The organism is Lentilactobacillus laojiaonis, assembly GCF_020616595.1.
GTDB lineage: Bacteria > Bacillota > Bacilli > Lactobacillales > Lactobacillaceae > Lentilactobacillus > Lentilactobacillus laojiaonis.
Genome location: NZ_CP085278.1, coordinates 549511 through 569727, shown reverse-complemented (window position 1 = coordinate 569727; position 20217 = coordinate 549511). Strand labels below are relative to the sequence as shown.

At 32.1% G+C, this 20217-nt stretch carries 18 protein-coding genes and 1 pseudogene; 3 read left to right on the top strand and 16 right to left on the bottom strand.

All coding sequences use genetic code 11. The features are described from left to right. Positions 1-46: 46 nt before the first annotated feature. The 4 genes from LHL71_RS03020 to LHL71_RS03005 all read right to left on the bottom strand — a co-directional run bounded on the left by LHL71_RS03020 (position 47) and on the right by LHL71_RS03005 (position 3285). Positions 47-838, bottom strand: a complete 792-nt coding sequence (locus LHL71_RS03020; protein ID WP_227361548.1) for a DUF6198 family protein — start codon at positions 836-838, stop codon at positions 47-49. 45 nt (positions 839-883) lie between these two features. Then, on the bottom strand, positions 884-1291 hold the full coding sequence (locus tag LHL71_RS03015) for a VOC family protein (RefSeq protein WP_227361547.1): 408 nt from the start codon (positions 1289-1291) through the stop codon (positions 884-886). A gap of 22 nt (positions 1292-1313) precedes the next feature. Then, on the bottom strand, positions 1314-2189 hold the full coding sequence (scrK, locus tag LHL71_RS03010) for a fructokinase ScrK (protein ID WP_227361546.1): 876 nt from the start codon (positions 2187-2189) through the stop codon (positions 1314-1316). 106 nt (positions 2190-2295) lie between these two features. After that, complete coding sequence (locus LHL71_RS03005; protein WP_227361545.1) at positions 2296-3285, bottom strand: LacI family DNA-binding transcriptional regulator; 990 nt, start codon at positions 3283-3285, stop codon at positions 2296-2298. Between the two features lie 352 nt (positions 3286-3637). Between LHL71_RS03005 and LHL71_RS03000 the strand changes: the two are divergent. After that, positions 3638-4423: pseudogene (locus LHL71_RS03000) on the top strand (DNA/RNA non-specific endonuclease); the annotation flags it as partial. A 37-nt stretch (positions 4424-4460) separates the two neighbouring features. Here LHL71_RS03000 and LHL71_RS02995 read toward each other — a convergent pair. The 6 genes from LHL71_RS02995 to LHL71_RS02970 form a co-directional block, all read right to left on the bottom strand. Further along, positions 4461-5984 (bottom strand): ABC transporter permease/substrate-binding protein, encoded by a 1524-nt coding sequence (locus tag LHL71_RS02995; RefSeq protein ID WP_227361544.1) that lies wholly within the window; start codon positions 5982-5984, stop codon positions 4461-4463. Between the two features lie 4 nt (positions 5985-5988). After that, positions 5989-6933: an ABC transporter ATP-binding protein gene (locus LHL71_RS02990; protein ID WP_227361543.1), complete on the bottom strand. Its 945-nt coding sequence runs from the start codon at positions 6931-6933 to the stop codon at positions 5989-5991. A 25-nt stretch (positions 6934-6958) separates the two neighbouring features. Next, positions 6959-7819, bottom strand: coding sequence for an NmrA family NAD(P)-binding protein (locus LHL71_RS02985; protein WP_227361542.1), 861 nt, complete (start codon positions 7817-7819; stop codon positions 6959-6961). Beyond that, positions 7819-8256, bottom strand: coding sequence for an Rrf2 family transcriptional regulator (locus LHL71_RS02980; protein ID WP_227361541.1), 438 nt, complete (start codon positions 8254-8256; stop codon positions 7819-7821). Before LHL71_RS02980 ends, LHL71_RS02985 begins: the two co-directional genes overlap by 1 nt. A gap of 296 nt (positions 8257-8552) precedes the next feature. Continuing rightward, positions 8553-8777, bottom strand: coding sequence for a hypothetical protein (locus LHL71_RS02975; protein WP_227361540.1), 225 nt, complete (start codon positions 8775-8777; stop codon positions 8553-8555). A gap of 65 nt (positions 8778-8842) precedes the next feature. Next, positions 8843-10078 carry a ClC family H(+)/Cl(-) exchange transporter gene (locus tag LHL71_RS02970; RefSeq protein WP_227361539.1) on the bottom strand — a complete coding sequence of 412 codons (1236 nt, stop codon included), beginning with the start codon at positions 10076-10078 and terminating at the stop codon, positions 8843-8845. Positions 10079-10474: 396 nt separating this feature from the next. Here LHL71_RS02970 and LHL71_RS02965 point away from each other — a divergent pair, with 396 nt between their 5' ends. Next, positions 10475-11830, top strand: a complete 1356-nt coding sequence (locus LHL71_RS02965; protein ID WP_227361538.1) for a gluconate:H+ symporter — start codon at positions 10475-10477, stop codon at positions 11828-11830. 43 nt (positions 11831-11873) lie between these two features. On the opposite strand, the gene msrA is transcribed toward LHL71_RS02965, so the two are convergent. The 6 genes from msrA to parE form a co-directional block, all read right to left on the bottom strand. Next, positions 11874-12392 carry a peptide-methionine (S)-S-oxide reductase MsrA gene (gene msrA, locus LHL71_RS02960; RefSeq protein WP_227361537.1) on the bottom strand — a complete coding sequence of 173 codons (519 nt, stop codon included), beginning with the start codon at positions 12390-12392 and terminating at the stop codon, positions 11874-11876. 32 nt (positions 12393-12424) lie between these two features. Further along, a complete protein-coding gene (gene msrB, locus LHL71_RS02955; RefSeq protein ID WP_227361536.1) occupies positions 12425-12862 on the bottom strand; it encodes a peptide-methionine (R)-S-oxide reductase MsrB in 438 nt (145 codons plus the stop codon). Positions 12863-12983: 121 nt separating this feature from the next. Then, positions 12984-13907, bottom strand: a complete 924-nt coding sequence (locus LHL71_RS02950) for a manganese-dependent inorganic pyrophosphatase (RefSeq protein ID WP_227361535.1) — start codon at positions 13905-13907, stop codon at positions 12984-12986. Between the two features lie 26 nt (positions 13908-13933). Then, positions 13934-14893 (bottom strand): LysR family transcriptional regulator, encoded by a 960-nt coding sequence (locus LHL71_RS02945; RefSeq protein WP_227361534.1) that lies wholly within the window; start codon positions 14891-14893, stop codon positions 13934-13936. 100 nt (positions 14894-14993) lie between these two features. Beyond that, positions 14994-17429, bottom strand: a complete 2436-nt coding sequence (gene parC, locus LHL71_RS02940) for a DNA topoisomerase IV subunit A (RefSeq protein WP_227361533.1) — start codon at positions 17427-17429, stop codon at positions 14994-14996. Between the two features lie 27 nt (positions 17430-17456). Continuing rightward, complete coding sequence (gene parE / locus LHL71_RS02935; protein WP_227361532.1) at positions 17457-19400, bottom strand: DNA topoisomerase IV subunit B; 1944 nt, start codon at positions 19398-19400, stop codon at positions 17457-17459. Between the two features lie 149 nt (positions 19401-19549). Between parE and plsY the strand changes: the two genes are divergently transcribed. Continuing rightward, on the top strand, positions 19550-20179 hold the full coding sequence (gene plsY / locus LHL71_RS02930; protein ID WP_227361531.1) for a glycerol-3-phosphate 1-O-acyltransferase PlsY: 630 nt from the start codon (positions 19550-19552) through the stop codon (positions 20177-20179). Positions 20180-20217 lie beyond the last annotated feature (38 nt).

Genomic DNA, 20217 nt, shown 5'->3' with positions numbered 1-20217 from the left:
TTCCCCTTTATTTGATGTTGAATATATACTAGCAGGATTCTTTTTATTAGTGTTGTATCTTGCTCACTTGGTTGGGTTCTTTAGCCGCTTGAGTAGGCTTTATGTTCTTTTCACCTACATCAAAATTCTGGTGAACTAGATTTTTGAACACATACTTATCACCTAAACTGGTAAAGGTTCCTTGAAATAAGAAGGCAAAAATAGTCCCTAATCCAAAATTAGTAAATTGATGAGTTATCATTAAAGCGATTATTGCCATAATTGTTGGTGGAATATACGATGCCCACATAGCAATTATCGCATTACCATTAAAATACTTAAATCTTAAAATCTGCATTAAATCATCAGCAGGATGTAATACAAAATTAACTCGTTGGTAAATCGAAATCGCAATCCCAATTAAGGCTACTCCTAAAAAATTTAAGAAAACATATACAGCTACCATCATGGGTGTCTTTGCTTCAGGTAAACCACCGTAAATTGAAAATTTACCAATAAAGAAGTTTTCAAACACTTGAATTAAAGCAGAAAAAGGAACCATATAAATTAAGTTTCCAAAAATCCGCTTAACATTAAATTTACCTACTAGCACTGCATTTAGGACTGAAATAAGCATTCCTAAAATCAAAAATGTCCAAAATAAATTCCAATGCAAAGCAATCCCCAAATTAGCTTCGGCAGCTGTCCAATAAGCAGATCCTAAAAATGACGGATGAATTTTATCACTCGTTGCCAAAGTTAAAACATTTCCAGCAGAATTAATTATTAGTGAAATAATAAAATAAAAGGCTATCATTGACGGTGATAAATTTTCATTTTTTGTACTATCATTTACCATTTTATTTTCCCCCAATTAACTAAAATAACTTAATCAACTAAATAATTATTTGACAATTTCGCAAAACTCAATAATTTCATCATTTGGCCCGATTATATTGAAATATTTAATTCCATTTTGCCAATAATCTAAATGTTGCACCTCATTTTCTTTTATCTTATATCCATTTAATTTGGCAGCTTTAAACGCTTCGTCGGCATCACTAACATTTAAAGAGATATGATTAATTGCACCTGTTTGATGAACAGCAGGATCACTATTCCAAATTTCAATAATTAAATGATCCGCTCGCATAAAAGCCACTTCATGTTTTTGGTCTTCCATTGTAAAGCGACCAATTTCTTTGAATCCTAATGATTGCCAAAATTGAATACTATTTTCTAGATCATCAGTTGGAATTCCCACATGTGCTAGATCATCAAAATATCCTGATAAACTTTTATTAAATGCCATTTTATTTTCCCCCAATTAATAGTTATTCAGTGGCTGCTTTTAAGGCCAATGCAAAATTACCCAGCGTTGCTGATCCGTTGTTTTTTGCTAAAGGCATTCTAATATAGTCATTCAAATCCCCTACTTCGAGATATCCATTTAATAGTTCATTAAACTGCTTACGAACTTTATCTAAGAACGGTTCACTAACTACACCACCACCGAATACAATTTCAGCAGGTCTAAACATCGCAGTTGCATCCATTGCGGCTTGAGCAACATAGTAAGCCATTATATCCCAAGTTGGATCACTTAAAGGTACATCTTTACCCGGTTTTCCAAGACGTGCGTCAAACGTAGGACCACTTACTAATCCTTCTAAACAATCACCATGGAAAGGACAGATCCCATCAAAATTAATATCTTCTGGATGACGTTTTAATTTAATATGTCCCATTTCAGGATGACCAGCATCCCCAACAAATTTACCATCAATTACGCATCCAGCTCCGACCCCAGTTCCAATTGTGTAATAAACCAATGAATGAACCGGTTTATTAAAGAGGGTTTCTAGTACATATTCACCATATGCCGAACCATTAACATCAGTGGTCCAATAAATCGGAATATTAAAGTATTGCTTTAGAACTCCCACAAAATTAGTATCTTGCCATCCAGGTTTAGGAGTATTAGTAATATATCCATACTTATCTGAACTGTGGCGAATTTCAATTGGTCCAAATGAGGCTACTGAAATAGCTCCTAACTCATCAAATTGTTTAAAATATTCAACTACTTTTCCAAGAGTTTCATCAGGAGTGGTAGTAGGAATTCTAATACTATCTTGAACCTGATAATTAGTATTACCTACTGCACAAACAAATTTTGTCCCTCCTGCTTCAATACTACCTAATAACATAAATCTTCACTCCTTTATTTTTTAAGCGCTTACATTAGTTAACAACTTAATATTAGATCCTTATCAAAAATATGTCAATCGATTGACATAAAATATTTTTTAAAAATTATGCCGTAGATCCCTTAATCAATTTTACTGGCAAAGTAACCGATTTAACTTCAGTGTTACCTTCAATTCGTTGCTCTAATAGTTCTACTGCCACTTCCGCCATCTGATCAATTGACTGTTGTATAGTGGTTAATTCCGGTAAAAACATCTGTACCATTTTTGACCCATCAAAACCGACTATTTTTAAATCTTCCGGAATTTTATATCCTAGCTTTTTAGCCGTTTGCATTATTAAATTTGCATTTGTATCATTATCTGCAAAAATTCCATCAACTTCCGGGTGTTCTATAAATAATTGATGAATAATTGAAATTTTATCTTCCAAAGAAGAATCAAAATCAATATGATATATTGTTACCGGCAAATTATTTTTATGCATTACATCTACATATGCATTTTGGCGTAATTGATTGGTTGAAGCAATCAATTCAGGATAGTTAGTATGGATTATATGTTTACATCCATCATCAATTAATTGTTGTGTGGCAAGCTTTCCTCCTAAATAATTATCTGATGCTACCACTGGAATGTGATCAGCAATATGTCGTTCGATAGATATTATTGGTAAATTCAAATTATTATATTCTGTTAGTCCTTTATTGTGAGAACCAACGATTAGTCCATCAATTTGGTGATTTAACAACTGTTGTAGATAATTTTGTTCTCTATCTGGATCATTTTGGCTATTACCTAGTAAAGTTTTATAACCTAATTTATATAATTGACTATCTAGTTTAGTCTCAAGTTGGCTAAAAAATGGATCATTCATAGTAGGAAAGACTAACCCAACTAAATTAGTTTTTCTTTCATGCAACTGCCGAGCAATTTGGTTTGGTCGATAATTTAAATTATCAATAGCTTCATGCACTTTATCGATGGTTTTCTGGCTTAAGTAACCACGATGATTTAAAACCCTAGATACTGTTGTTTTTGACACTCCAGCTAATTTAGCAACATCCTCTAACTTTACATTTTTATCGCTTAGCATAATCGACCTCCTATTAGTAATTTAATTATACTATCTTTAATAAAAAATTCCGTTACCTAATTTTGAGGTAACGGAATTTTATTGATAATTAATTATGTAACATCTTTGACAACAAAAAATGTGTTAGTCCTCCCCCAAGAACTAACACATCGTTTTTATATCCCCCAAGGATATCCCCGTGATTTAATCATACTACATAGTTAGTCATAAGAATAAAATAACGTATTGTTAATTTAAATATTACATTGTAATATTTAAGTTATGGTGTAATTTTATATCAATTTAATTAAATTAAAGGAGTTATAAATTGGCAAAAAAGAAAAATAAGAAAACAACTAATAAATTCCCTAGTTTGCTAACCATTTTGGCTGGAATTCTGTTATTAGTTGGTGGCTTTGCTACATATAACAATCATACTTCACCTAATAATTACTTAAAAACTGTCACTAATAAAGTAATTAATAGTAACAATCAATCTACTAATGTAACTAGTTCGCAAAGTGAAATTTTAACGAGATTAGTTTCTTATACCAACCAAAAGTCCGCAGGTCCCACTAGCAACTATTATTGGGAAAATGGTAAATCTAGACTGAGTGGCTTTGACGGCATGAATGCTGGTAATTATAAATTTTCTGCTGATAGTTTAGGTCGATCCTCGACTGCTCGAGCAATTTTAACTTACTCTGAATATCAAGCATCAAGAGGTTCTAGACAGGGGTCCCCTCTTGATCCTCCGGCTTGGCCACATAATCCCAAAGTTTCAATTCATTATGGACTAAACAACCGTACTTATCATGGCTATTTATATAATCGTAGTCATTCAATCGCTGATAGTTTACTAGGTAAGGGGTCATATGATTCTAAATATAATTTCACTACCGGAACTCGACCACAAAATGTGGGAGCCGATCAAGATGGTGGTATGCGATATGCTGAAGAATTAGCTGAAAATTATTGGGTAAATCATCCTAGCCAAACTGCTACAATTTATTACGAAACAACCCCTCTATATAACAAGAATGAAACTGTCCCTCGAGGATCTATTGTTGATATTAAATCTTCCGACAATATAATTGATAAAGAAATCGTAGTTATTAATTCAGTTGAAGGAATTACTATAGATTACAATAATGGTAATCTATAATAAAAACCGCCTATATTTCATAGGCGGTTTTTTATATTATTTTATGTTGTTTTAAATAATTATGTGCTACCTTAGAAGCTTTTTTATGCTTAATTTGCACTTGGTAATTCATTTCTTGCATATCCGTATTAGAGATGCGATTACTTAGTTTTTCCAATGATTTTCTTATTGATGGATAATTTTTAAGGGTCGAACTTTTTAATAATGGAGCTCCCTGAAATGGTGGGAAGAAGTTTTTATCATCCTTTAACGCTACTAAGTCATACTCTTTTATTTCAGGGTCCGTAGTGTAGCCATCAACAATATTAACTTTACCTTTTTCAATTGCTTTATATCGAATAACCGGTTCCATAGTTTTAATTGAACCCATATTCAAATGATAGCTTTTCTTAATTCCAGGATAACCATCCTTTAAGGAATTAAAATCCGGGTCAAATCCAGCCTGTAGTTTATTTGCAATTGGCAATAAGTCTGAAATAGTTTTTAAATTATATTCTTTAGCAAACTGCTTAGTAACTAGTAATGCATAGCCGTTATAGTATTTCATTGGCTGTAAATAATCCATATCATATTGCTTTTTTAAGCCTTGTTTAGCAAGTTGATAAGTTAATTTTGCTGAGTGATCTGTACTATTTGTAGCATTTTTTAAGATTGTTTGCGTAATGGTACCAGTAAATTCTGGATAAACTTGAATTTGGTTACTTTTTAACGAATTAAATAAAAAAGTAGTTGCTCCAAAATTTGGTTTAAGCGTGACTTTTAAATTTTGATTATCTCGTTCAATTAATTCTTTATACATATTAATTAATATATCGGGTTCACTACCCAACTTGCCAGCAATAACTATTTCATTTTTAGGACCAATCAATTTTTGGTATCCAAAATAACCACTAAATATGGCTAATAATCCTAAAAAAGTTATAATTATTTTTTTCTGTGAAAATGATCCAATCCATTTTACTAGAGCTGAAAAAGTAATTGCCAAAATAGAAGATAATATAACACCAATAATTAAGTATGAATTGTTATTAGTTTCTATACCGGTAATAATGTAGGTTCCTAATCCACCGGCACCAATTAAAGCCGCTAGGGTACCTGTTCCAATAATCAAAACTAACGCCACTCGAATACCTCCAATAATTGATGGCATAGCAAGTGGTAAATCAATTTTAAATAAAGTCATCCATTTGGGTAATCCTAATGCTAATTCCGCTTCTTTTAATGATGGGTCAATTTCCGACAAGCCAGAATAGGTTCCTTGAAAAATTGGCATAATAGCATAAATTACTAATGCAATTATTGAAGGCACCGTACCTATTCCAACAAACGGAATTAAGATTCCTAACAATGCTAAGGAAGGGATAGTTTGCATAATACTCGTTATTTGTAAAACAATTTCAGCTAATCGTTTATTTCTAATCAAAACAACCGCTAAGGGAATTGCGATTATCGCAGCAATTAGTAGCGAAACTAATGACAATTCAATATGTTGAATTAATGCTTGCCAAATTTCAGTATGTTGAGTATTAATTGTTTTAATTAAGTCTTGCCACATTTAATTAAACCCCTCTTTCTGAGATGAAGCTTAACAAATCATTAGTAGTGATAACTCGGTAAGTTCCCTCACTAGTTTTAACTTTCACACCATCAGTATGTCCCTTAAGTCCTTGAGATAGTTGATTGATCGTAGCTTCCATAGGTAGTTCTAAATAATTCCCATTATCTTGAGGTAATTGATCATAGCCGTCGAGTATAAAATCACTAAGTGTAATATTGGTATCAATATTTACCGAATCAAAAAACTCTTTAACAAAATTATTGGCGGGTGAATCTGTAATCTCATTAGGTGTCCCAATTTGTTGAATATGTCCATCTTTCATTACTGCTATATGAGTACCTAGTCTTAAAGCTTCTTGCATATCATGAGTAACAAACACTATCGTTACATTAAGCTTTTGATGAAGCTCTAAAACTAAATTTTGTAGTTGCTTTCTAGAAATGGGATCTAGCGCACTAAACGGCTCGTCCATTAATATAATTTTAGGATTGGTTGAAATTCCCCTAACGATTCCCACTCTTTGCTGTTCACCGCCGGATAATTCGCGAGGATAGCGCATAGCATATTCATTTGCGGGCAAACCCACTAAGTCTAATAATTTCCTAGCCTGTTTGACTCGTTTACTTCTAGGAACATGTTTTGCCTCTAGTTGTATTGCGATATTGTCTTGTAAATTTAAATTAGGAAATAACGCAATATTTTGCAAAATATACCCCATATTTAAGCGTAATTTTTGGACGTTAATTTCAGTAACATCTTGATTATCCAGCTTAATGGTACCACTGGTTGGTTCTATTAAACGATTAATCATTTTTAAGGTTGTTGTTTTTCCACTCCCACTTGGACCAACCAAGACAAATAAATCACCAGTAGGTATTGTTAGATTTAAATCATTTAATGCCAGTTGATTTAGATATTTTTTATTAATATGACTAAATTCTATCAATCTATATTTCCTTCCTAATAACTAACTATTTTATATAATTCTCCCGTAAAAATTCTCGCATGGTTTTGGGCTTATTACCTGTTATTTGAATAAAGTCATCACTAATGCCATTCATTAATCCCATTGCACCAGCTTTATACATGGATGCTAATTCATCTCCATCACCTTCATCAGCATACTCCCTTGCAAAATTTTCAAGTGTCATTTCATTGTAGCCTATATGGTGACCAGTTATTTCCGTCATCAAATTTCCTAACTGGTTCATAGTGTAATTTTCTCCCTGTGTTAATAAATATTTTTGTCCACTGTTACGCAAACTAGGAGTTACTGCTACTTTAGCGATGGCCTTTGCACTATCAGACCTTGTAATAAATGATAGTGCCTGATTGCCAACTGGATATATTAACCCTTCCCGTTCAATTAATTCTGGTAAATATGGTATTAATGGATCTGCATACAAAGAATTTTTCAAAATAGCATAGTTTAAATTAGTTCCTGCTAGTCTTCGTGGTACATAAGCATAATAACCCGACATTTTAAATGGATTATTTTCTTGATCAGCAAAAAAGCTAACAAAAACTAAATTTTTAATTTGTGCTTTTTTCATTGCAACTAAACTATTTTCAAATTCAATAATTCGTTGCTTAACATTATATGTAATACTGGGAATATAAATTAAAACCTCACTGTCTTTAAAAGCCTTAACCATTAAGTCAATATTTGCATAATCAATTGGTACAATAGACATTTTAGAGTTATGAAACTTATTAGCTTTAGCTGGGGTATGGACCGCTAATCTAATTTCTTCCTGACTAATTAACTTAGTCAATTCATTGACTACTTTTTGACCAAGATTTCCAGTTGCTCCAGTTATAGTTACCATCATTAACAATCACCGGTCCTTTCCGCCTGTTTAATTAAGATATCATCAACAATATCTTGTAAAGTAATGCTTGCTAGCTTAGTTTGCATAGCCTCTTCAACTTCTGCATATTTTTTTTTCAAAACTTCCTGAATATTGCCACCGACAATACAATCCGGGTTAGTTTTATTATCCACATTAAATAAAGAACGTTCTTCAACTGCTCGCATTATATCTAAAAGTGAAATACTTTCTAATTTTTTTGCTAATTTAGGATTAGCAGTTCCCTTAGTTGTATAAATCAATTTAGCTTCACTTAACTGTGACATCAATCTTCGAACAACTACTGGTGAAGTTCCAATACTACTAGCAATTATTTGACTAGTTAATTTTATACTAGAATAAATTTTAATAAACGCAAGAATATGAATTGCATCACTAAATTTGGTTGACTCTTTCATGATTTCTCCTTAATAGTTGTAACTTTATTAGTTACAACTATTAAAACACAATTTACATAATTTAGCAAAAAAATTATTTATTAGTACCTTTATAATTGCTTAAATTGATGGATCACTTTATCGATTAAATCGTTCTTTTCTTTGTAATGCAAACAATGTCATAAGTTAAAATACTATTTTGATTTTCAGAAATTATATCAAGATATCTTGAACTGAATATAAAAATGCTTTTCCATTTTCAGTCAAATCAAATTATGCATAAACAAAAAATCGTTACCATTTTGGTAACGATTTTTTTAAATTCTTTTATTGTAATAAGCTTTTAAAGCTTCTTTTCCTTTGGTTGTTAGTCCATTAAGATCCGGATTTATTTCGATATATCCAACATCGATTAATGGTTTTGGATTAGCATTAAAATTAAATTCACAAAAATCAATAAGAGATGATAAACTCATTCCAATTTCTGCTTGACCAGAATCAATCGATTCTAAAATATGATATTCATTTTCAGTTAATTCCATAATCTCTTCCCCCTTAATTTAAATTGATTTTAACACTATTTGGACTTCTAGATACTAATTTTGATTTACGCCGTTTTTAACATATTATTCATCATAGAATCATAAATTGGCTTTCCACCTAATAGATCAACTATTAAATATGAAGTTAATGCAACTAATCCTAACGGAACTAGGTGCTGAACGCTACCAACCATCTCTGTTATTAATAGTATTGCAGTAAAAGGAGTTTTACTAATTCCTGAGAAATATCCCACCATTCCGAAAATGATAAAATCAATTAAATATTTTAATGGTAAGAGACCTAAATTAACCATACATACGCCATATAATGCTCCTATTATGGCTCCGAGGGTCAACATTGGTAAAAAGATACCTCCTGGAAGACCAGAGCCATACGCAAGCATGGTAAAAGCATATCGTAATACTAATAATATTACTAGCGATACAATGGTTAATGGAATTTTATATAAACTAACGATTAAACTACTACTTCCCCCTAAAGCATTAGTCCAAAAGTAGCCAATTGGAATTATTAAAGCTAGTGGAACTATTCCCTGATAATTACGCGGAATAAATTTAAACAACTTTTGATATATATTTGGCATGATCAATAAATTTTTTTGAAATAGGAATGCTAATAACCCAATAATCACTCCCATTAATACTACATACCAATAAAATTTTAAAGGTAGACTATGATTTTTAGCCGCATATAAAACGGGTTTTAATCCAAATACTTTCATAGCCACTAAATCAGACGTAATAGCTGCGGAAAATGATGTCATCCATGCTAAAGAAGAGTAACCAAATTCTTCTAGGCCAAAAATTGTAGCTGCAATCGGGGCATTAAAAGCTGCAGATATTCCAGCGGCGGCCCCACCTTTAATTAAGTATCGAATATCTTGATTTGAATTGTGTGTAATCTCTCCATAGCCTTGACCAATCATTCCACCTAACTGAACGGTTGGACCTTCTCTACCTAAAAATACCCCTGTACCTAGAACTAAAACACTTGCTATAAATTTGTTAACTAAGGTTGATAACCAATTTAATTTTAATTTATTTAACAAAATTCCCTTAATTTCTGGAATTCCCGAGCCCATTATATGTAAGTTTTTTTTAATCATTTGACTAACCACTAACCAAATCATTAAATTTATCAATAAAATTACCAACATATAATTAAAATTAGAATTACTTTTTATGTAAAATAATGTAGTTAATTTTAATAATATTTCGATTAATTTTCTAAATATACTAATTACAGCACCAGTTATTCCACCAATAACAATTCCATGCAAAACTAATTTTAATCCTCTAAGATTGCGTGTATCAAAAATATAAATCTACTCCTTTTATTTTGTTCTTAATTTAACTTTAAAATCAATTTTATCTTTTTACAATAAAATTTTATAAAATATTTAAAAATCAAATTTTTTTTAAAAAAGTTAGCTAAATGATAGAATAAAATTCAGTGTAAGATGATTAAATTTTGAACGAACCCTTTATTTAATCCGTTTTACATTAAAGGAATTGAAATTCATACTATTTTTTATTTATAAACATATTAGTAAAATGATATAAATGCTTATAAATCTAAGGTTGTATTTATCTCGAAATTCCTTTAAAATGTTTCTGTTGCGGTTTTTAAATCGCTATCATAAATTACGAAAAAAGAAAGAAATGAGTGTGATTTTATGCCTTTCGTTGTTTTACTATTAGGTATTTTATTCCTATTGTTCTTAATCATTAGGGTAAAACTTAATACTTTTGTCTCACTTATCGTAACTTCAATTTTAGTTGCTTTAGGTCTAGGTATGAATCCAGCAGACATTGCTGATGCAATGAAAACTGGTATTGGTGGTTCACTTGGTGAACTAGCCATTGTTTTTGGATTTGGTGCCATGATCGGCCGATTAGTATCTGATTCCGGTGGATCATATCGAATTGCCCAAACCCTAATTCAAAAATTTGGTAAGAAACGTCTCCAACTAGCAATTGTAATTGCATCATTTATTATTGGTATGTCATTATTCTTCGAAGTTGGTTTAGTTCTTCTTACTCCAATCGTATTCTCAGTTGCTCTTGAAGCAGATGTTCCATTTGTTTATCTAGGTATTCCTATGGCAACTGCTTTATCAGCTACCCAAGGATTCTTGCCACCACAACCTGCTCCTACCGCAGTTTCAACTGCTTTAGGTGCAAATATTGGTCAAGTTCTTTTATTCGGTATTATTGTAGCTATTCCGTGCGTTATCATTGCCGGACCAGTATTTACAAAGATCGCTGAAAAATGGGTTCCTGATGCATTTGTAGTTAAAAAGAGTTTACCAGCCTTTGGTGAAATTAAAGAATTTGATCTTAAAGAAACTCCAGGATTTGGAATTTCTGTATTAACATCATTATTCCCAGTAATCTTTATGGCAATTTCTACCATCTACACTTTCGTAGTTTTTGGTGGAAAAACTCCTAAAGAACCACACGGTTTTTCATCAATCGTTGTTATGCTTGGTAACCCAATGATCGCCATGGTTATTGCACTTCTATTCGCTATCTGGTCAATGGGTATTCACCGCAAACGTTCAATGAAACAAATTTCTGATACCATTTCAACTGCTATTCAATCAATTGCTATGCTACTAATGATTATCGGTGGTGGCGCAGCCTTTAAACAAGTTTTAATTGATGGTGGTGTTGGTAAAGCCGTTCAAGACGTAATGGTTCACGCTAGCTTATCTCCACTAATCTTAGGTTGGTTAATTGCTGTTATCTTACGTGCATCTCTTGGTTCAGCTACCGTAGCTGGTATGACAGCTGCTGGTTTAGTTACTCCATTAATGCACTCATTAAACGCCAACCCAGTATTAATGGCTTTAGCTATCGGTGCTGGTTCATTAGCCTTATCTCACGTTAATGATGCCGGTTTCTGGATGTTTAAAGAATACTTTGATATTTCTGTTAAACAAACTATCCAAATTTGGACCGTTTTGGAAACTATCATTTCAATTGTTGGATTGTTAATGGTTCTTCTATTAAGTCTATTTGTTCACTAAAATGAATTTAATAATAAAAAAGCTAGCCAATTGGCTAGCTTTTTTATTTATCCCAATTTTTCTTGATAAAGTTTTCTCGACCGCCCATCTCTTCAATTTGGTATCTAAAAGGATTCTTTTTATAAAAATCTTGATGGTAATCTTCAGCTGGGTAAAATGGCTTTACCTCTTCAATTGAAGTTACAATTGGATCATTAAAACGACCACTTTCACTTAAAGCCTTCTTAGATGCTTCCGCAATCTTTCTTTGGTTATCATCTTTAACAAAAATTACTGGTCGGTAACTATCGCCTCGATCTTGAAATTGACCACTAGCATCAGTTGGATCAGTTTGTCGCCAATAAATTTCTACCAAGTCTTTATAGCTAATTTTTTCCGGATCAAATACAATCTCAACCGCTTCTGTATGTCCGGTTTTATGACTTGCAACTTCCTCATAAGTTGGATTTTCTGTATGTCCACCGGTATATCCTGAAGTAACCCTAATTATTCCAGGCATTTGATCAAAAGGTTTGACCATACACCAAAAACATCCACCGGCAAAAATTGCAGTTTCTTCCATAAGATACTCCTCCTTACAAAACTTACTTTTAGTTATTTAAACAATCTCTCGTAATCACCATATCCTTGACTACTTAATTCATCAAGTGGAATAAATTTTAAAGCTGCTGAATTAATACAAAATCTTAGGCCACCACTTTCTTTAGGACCATCTGTAAATACATGACCCAAATGAGAATTAGCATCGGTACTACGAACTTCTTCTCTAATCATTCCATGAGAAGTATCCGTTTTTTCAACAATTTCTTTTTCATCGATTGGTTTAGTAAATGATGGCCAGCCACAGCCAGCATCATACTTATCTTTTGAAGAAAATAATGGTTTACCACTTACTACATCAACATAAATTCCATCCTCATAAAAATCATCGTATTCACCAGAAAATGGTCGCTCAGTTGCCGCTTCCTGAGTTACTGCATACTGTTCAGAATTTAATTTCTTTTTTAATATATCTTTATCATATTTTGTCATAACTAAATCCTCCTAAATATTGCAAAATCTACTAAGAAGTTTGGGTACATTTTAGCACATTCATTTAAAATAAAAATAAAAAAGACTTAATATCTCTAACAGATATTAAGTCTTTTAATCTTTATTTCAAAGCGTCAGTTAAAGCAGGAACTACTTGTTTCTTTCTAGAAACAATTCCTGGTAAATCAACCATGTCGTTATCTAGATTAGCATTAAATGCAGCAGCAGCTTCATTTGCTTTATCACCATATACAATCATTTTAGAATTACTGTTCAATACATCGGTAACCATAACTACAAATAAATCATAGTTTTCACTTTGTGCTTCTTTTTGCATTTCTGCCATAAGATCATCTTTACGCTTAGTAACATCATTAAAATCAACCACATTAATTTGGTCAATTCTTACATTGTTACCATTAAGATCAAATGACTTAGCATCAGCATCAATTAATTCTTTATCGGATTTAGAATCAACATTAGTACCTGCTTTAAGCATTTCAATTCCATATTCTTCATAATTAACACCAGCTATTTCAGCTAATGCCTTTAAAGCAAGTTTATCTTCTTCAGTAGTAGTTGGTGATTTTAATAATAAAGTATCAGAAATAATAGCTGACATCATTAAACCAGCGATTTCCTTAGGAATCTTAACTTCTTCACGAATAAACATTTGTGTCAAAATGGTACTAGTACAACCAACTGGTTTAGCCATGTAGTAAAGTGGGCTATTAGTATTGAAATTGGCAATACGGTGATGATCAACTACATGAGTAATTTCTAATTCTTCAATATCCGCAACGCTTTGTTGGAACTCATTGTGATCAACTAGCATAACTGAATCAACATCTGGTTTAGCATTAGTAATTACTTTAGGAGCATCTGTATGGAAATAGTTTAAAGCAAAAACAGTTTCAGGACCCGCTTCACCCAAAGAAACTGCTTGGGTATCGTATCCTCTTTGATTTTGTAAATATGAAAATGCGATTGCAGCAACAATTGCATCAGTATCTGGATTTTGGTGACCAAAAACATATTGTTTCATTGTAAAAACTCCTTAATTATTTAAATTTATTTTTCTAATCTTGAGAAGTAATCTTCTTCTTTAAGAAAAGCATCAAATCTATCTAAAAAGTTCTTTATTCGAGGGATTTGATTCTTATTATTACGATAAACAAAAGATAAATCAAATTTTATTTTAGGATCAAATTCAGTAATCCAAGTATGTTGATCTGATAATTTTTGCTTATCAACACCTAAAATATATGATTTAGGTAAAACCGTGTTTAATTGGGTACTAATGGCAAACTTAAGTATCTGGTCTGGATTAGTATATCTTGCGGCAACTTTAGGAAAATCAATATTGCAGTTTTTAAATGATTCATGTAATAAAGTATTTAGATAATACTCGCGTGGATAGATTACCCACGGATGCTTTTTAGAATCATTTAACTTAATCTTGTTGCGATTTTTATAATTCTCATTATGGTGAATAAACATCAAATCATCCGTAACAATTTTCTTAGAGCTATAAGGTTTCCAGTTCTTTATTGATTCATCCGGTAAATACATAATTGCTAAATCGATTTTATTATTTTCTAAATGTTCCCAAATCTCTTTGCGATTAAGCATCAAGGTATTAATAACTAAATCAGGATTACGTTTGTACAATTCAATTGTAAAGTCTTCAATTACTTTAGTCTCAATTGACGATAAAATTCCTAAATTAATTTCACCAATATTCGAACTAGTAGCTTGCTGAATTTCATCAGTAGCTTCATTTAACAAATCATAAATTTCATGAGTTGTTCTTAACATTGTTATCCCAGCATCAGATAGTTTCAACTTTTTACCAACTGAATAAAATAATGGTGTGCCAACAGTTCTTTCCAACTTTTTAATTTGTTGGGTTAGGGCAGGTTGTGTAATTCCCAAAATTTGTGCAGCTTGGGTATAGTTCATCGTATCAGCTAGCTGTAAAAAATAAGATAACGTTTTTGAAGAAAATATATTCTCCTGGGTCGTTTTCATTCAAATTCTCCTAAATCTACAAGTAATATTAATCATTTATATTAAATAAATATAATATTAAAATTATAAATAATCAATCCGGATATTAATTACTTAAGATTTAACTAATAATTAATTCCATAATCTTTGGTTGAATAACCGCTGGGATACCCTCAGCATCAATATCAATTAAAAATAATCCATTGGAACTACGACTACTTAGGGTAAATTCAGATGGTAAAATATCATGAATTCTTCGTCGATTAGTAATTACTTCTAATGGTGAATTGTCGACTATTAATGTAAAATCAACAACTTTATGGGGATCATTTTTTAACTTCTTAATGATCAAAATACCCTTTTTAGCTCTCGTAGTAATTGGAATATCACTTACACTTTGTTTTTTAAATGCCCCGCGTTGCGTTATTATTCCAATTGTATCTTCAGAACCAACTAATTCAAAACCAACTACATAATCATCTGTTCCTAAATTCATTGATTTAACCCCAGTGGTTCTAGCACCATTAACTGAAATCTCATCAATAGAATATCTTAAAGCCAATCCTAAATTAGATATTAATAATACCGATTTATCTACAATGCCATCCAAATATTTAACGCCAACTACTCGATCCGTATCGGACTTGAATTTTTCATATATTAAAGAATGTTTGCGATAATTTCTACCTGGTTTTAATTTTTCAAAATTAACTCGTTTAATATATCCTTCTTTAGTGGCAATTATAAATTGACCAACTTCATCTAAAGATTTAAATGGATATACTGCAATAATTTCTTCATCTTCATTTAAACCAATAGTTTGGGAAATATGCTCTCCAGTATCTTTCCATTTATAATCATTTATTTCAAAAACTGGACGATAAATTAAATTACCCATATTAGTAAACATAAATAAATGATCACGAGTATTTAATTTTTGTAAGAACATTGAATAGTCGTCTTCTTTAAGACCACTTTCCTTACTATATGAAGCCGTGTATGAACGCATACTACTACGTTTAATGTAGCCATCATGACTAACCATCACTACAACGTCTTCGTCTGGAATGGTAACTTCCATACTAATTTTAAGTTCATCAATGTGTTCTTGGATTTCGGTTACGCGATCTTGACGATAATTTTTTAGAATTGCTTTTAATTCCTTAGATAGAACTTTATCAAGTTCATTTTCATTATTTAAAATTTTATTGTAGGTTTCGATTTGATCAGCTAATTGTTTAGCTTCAGCTTCTAATTGACTAACATCTGTATTAGTTAATCGGTAAAGTTGTAAAGCAACAATTGCATCAGCTTGCTTTTCAGAAAATTCATATTCACTCACTAAATTATCTCGAGCATCCTTACGATTCTGACTAGCTCTAATGGTTTTAATAACCTTATCTAAAATTGATAACGCCTTAATCAATCCCTGAATAATATGTTGGCGGTCCATGGCCTTATTTAGATCATAGATAGTCCTTTTACGAATAATGCTTCGTTGATAAATTAAATATTCTTGCAATATTTTCTTTAAGGATAGACGTTCCGGACGCATATTATTAATTGCAACCATATTAAAGTTATATGAAATTTGTAAATCAGTATTTTTGAATAGGTAGTTTAAAATTCCTTTAGAATCAACATCTTTTTTCAATTCAACTACAATTGATAGTCCTTCTCGGTCAGATTCATCCCGAACTTCCGCAATACCTTCGATTTTTTTATTTATTCTTATTTCATCCATCTTTTTAACTAGTTGAGCCTTATTAACTTCATATGGAATTTCCGAAATAACAATTTGTGATTTATTACCACGAATATTTTCAATACTAGTCTTTGCTCGTACGATAATTTTACCGCGACCAGTTTCGTAAGCCTTTTTTATACCGTCAATTCCTTGAATAATTCCGCCAGTTGGAAAATCCGGACCTTTTACAAACTGCATTAGTTCATCTAAATCAGCATCCGGGTGTTTTTGTAAGTATAAAAGTGCATCAACTACTTCACCTAAATTATGAGGGGGAATTTCCGTTGCATACCCAGCAGATATCCCAGTTGAGCCATTAACCAATAAATTTGGAAAACGAGCTGGTAAAACTACTGGTTCATATTCTGTATCATCAAAATTTAATATCCAATCAACAGTATCCTTATCAATATCCGCAAGCATTTCACCTGCTATTTTACTTAATCTGGCTTCAGTGTAACGCATAGCGGCTGGTGGATCACCATCCATTGAACCATTATTACCATGCATTTCAACCAATGGTTCTCTAACTTTCCAATCTTGACTCATCCGGACCAAAGCTTCATAAATTGAGCTATCTCCATGCGGATGAAAATTACCCATTACATTTCCGACCGACTTAGCTGATTTTCTAAAGCCTTTATCATAGGTATTACCATCTTTATTCATGGCATATAAAATTCTTCTTTGCACGGGTTTTAATCCGTCACGAATATCTGGAAGTGCGCGTTCTTGAATAATTGATTTTGAATAACGTCCAAATCGGTCACCCATGACATCTTCAAGAGTCATATTTTCAATTTTGCTCATAAAAATGTGCCTCCTTTTACTACTTAATTAAATATCTAAAATACTTCCATCATCATCCATATTGAACTTAACATTTTGTTCAATCCATTTTCTACGGGGTTCAACTTTGTCACCCATTAAAGTAGTAACACGTTTTTCCGCTAAGGCTGCATCATCAATGCTTACTTGAATCAGAGTTCTTGATTCCGGATCCATAGTAGTTTCCCACAATTGATCAGCATTCATTTCACCAAGTCCTTTAAATCTTTGTAATGAATACCCTCTAGTAAATTTCTTTTCTGCTGTTTTTAATTCATCATTGGTCCAGGCATATTCAATTTTAGGCTTTTTGCCGTTACTTTGTAATTTATACAATGGAGGCATAGCAATATAAATTCTGCCATTGTCAATCATTGGTCGCATGTATTTATAGAAGAATGTTAAAAGTAAAATTTGGATATGTGCTCCATCATCATCAGCATCTGTCATGATAATAATTTTGTCATAATTAGCATCCTTAATATTAAATTCACTACCAACACCAGCACCAATAGTGTAAATCATCGTGTTAATTTCTTCATTTTTCATAATATCAGCTAATTTGGCTCTTTCGGTATTCAATACCTTACCCCTAAGTGGTAAAATTGCCTGATGCTTACGATCGCGACCTTGTTTAGCTGATCCACCAGCGGAATCTCCCTCAACTAAAAATAACTCATTTTTCTTATAATCTTTAGATTGAGCAGGAGTTAGCTTTCCAGATAATAGTCGTTCTTGCTTATGTTTTTTAGACCCACTACGACTTTCATCACGAGCCTTTCTAGCTGCTTGACGAGCTTGACGAGCTCGAATGGCTTTTTGAACTAAGGTTTGGGCAAATTCACCATTTTCCATTAAGAAATAGCCCAACTGTTCATTAATTATTCCATCTACAATTGATCGAGCCTCGGGAGTTCCTAATTTTTCTTTAGTCTGACCTTCAAATTGTAAAATTTCTTCTGCCACTCTTAAAGAAACTACTACTGATAATCCTTCTCGAACATCACTACCATCCAGATTTTTATCTTTATCTTTCAATAAATTGATCTTTCTGGCGTATTCATTGAAAGCTTTCGTCCAGCCAGATTTCAATCCCGCTTCATGACTACCACCGTCTTTGGTACGTACATTATTTACAAAAGAAAGCATGTTTTCTGAATATCCATCATTATATTGAGCAGATACTTCTACTTCAATGCCTTCCTTTTTACCTTCAAAATACATAATGGGACCTAAAGTATGTTTATCTTCGTTTAAGTAAGCAACAAATTCCTTAATACCAGCTTCATAATGATAAACCTCTTCTTGTTCTTGACCAGCTCTTTCATCACTTAAAGTTATCTTTGTTCCTTTTAATAAAAAAGCAGCCTCTCTAAGTCTTTCAGATAAGGTACTAAAATTATAAACCGTAGTAGTAAAAATTTGTGAGTCCGGCTTAAACGTTACCATAGTTCCATTTGGTAAGCCGGTCTTCCCCAATTTTTCTAATGTGCCAATTGGGTGACCACCATTTTCAAAACTTTCTTGATACTTAATTCCATCTCGTACAATAGTAACAGTTAATTTTGAGGATAGCGCATTTACTACTGATGCCCCTACCCCGTGTAAACCACCGGAAGTTTTATAACCGCCCTGGCCAAATTTACCACCGGCATGTAGAACCGTTAAAATAACTTCAGGGGTAGGTTTTCCAGAGGCATGCATCCCTACTGGCATTCCACGCCCGTGATCTTTAACTGTAATACTGTTATCTTCATGAATAGTAACGTTTATTTCATTACCATAACCAGCTAAGACTTCATCAACTGCATTATCAACAATTTCATATACTAGGTGATGGAGCCCGCGACTATCTGTGGAACCAATATACATTCCGGGACGCTTTCTAACAGCGTCTAATCCTTCTAAAATTTGAATAGAAGAATCTTCATAATCATATTTTTGATTTGCCATATTATTAACAGACTCCTTTTTTGCAATCTATTTTATAATAACCTAATTTTTGTTGGTTGAAAACGAATTTTATTGGCTACAACTATAAAACATGCTAGAATTATAGACATTCCTAATTATCTTATCCTATTTTTAAAAGAAGGTCAGTTATGAATTTAAAGGTTTTACAAATTATTATAATGTTAGTTATTGCATACTTATTAGGTTCTATTCCTAGTGGTGTATGGATTGGAAAAATATTTTTCCATACTGACATTAGAAAACATGGATCAGGAAATATTGGTACCACCAATACCTATCGTGTTTTAGGTCCAATCGCTGGTACCATTGTAATGATCCTCGATATTTCTAAAGGAGTTATCGCAACTCTTTTACCTACATTCTTTAATAATTGGACATTAAATCCCTTAATTTTTGGATTAATGGCTATATTAGGTCACACCTTCTCGATCTTTGACCATTTTAAGGGAGGAAAGGCTGTCGCTACCAGTGCCGGAATGCTCTTAGCATATAACCCGGTTTTGTTTTTAATTGCTGCCGGTTTATGGATAACGTTTATTTTACTAACTAGTATGGTAAGTCTAGCAAGTATCTTAGCATTTATTATTATTACAATTATTATTATTTTTACCCACGACTTACTATTAAGTATTTTAGCAATTATCCTTACGGTATTTATCATCTATCGACATAGCAAAAATATCGTTAGAATATTGAATGGTTCAGAAAATATGGTACCTTTTGGTATTGGCAACTATATTCGTAAGCAGAATAAATAAAAAGATGTTATCTAGATTAATCTAGATAACATCTTTTT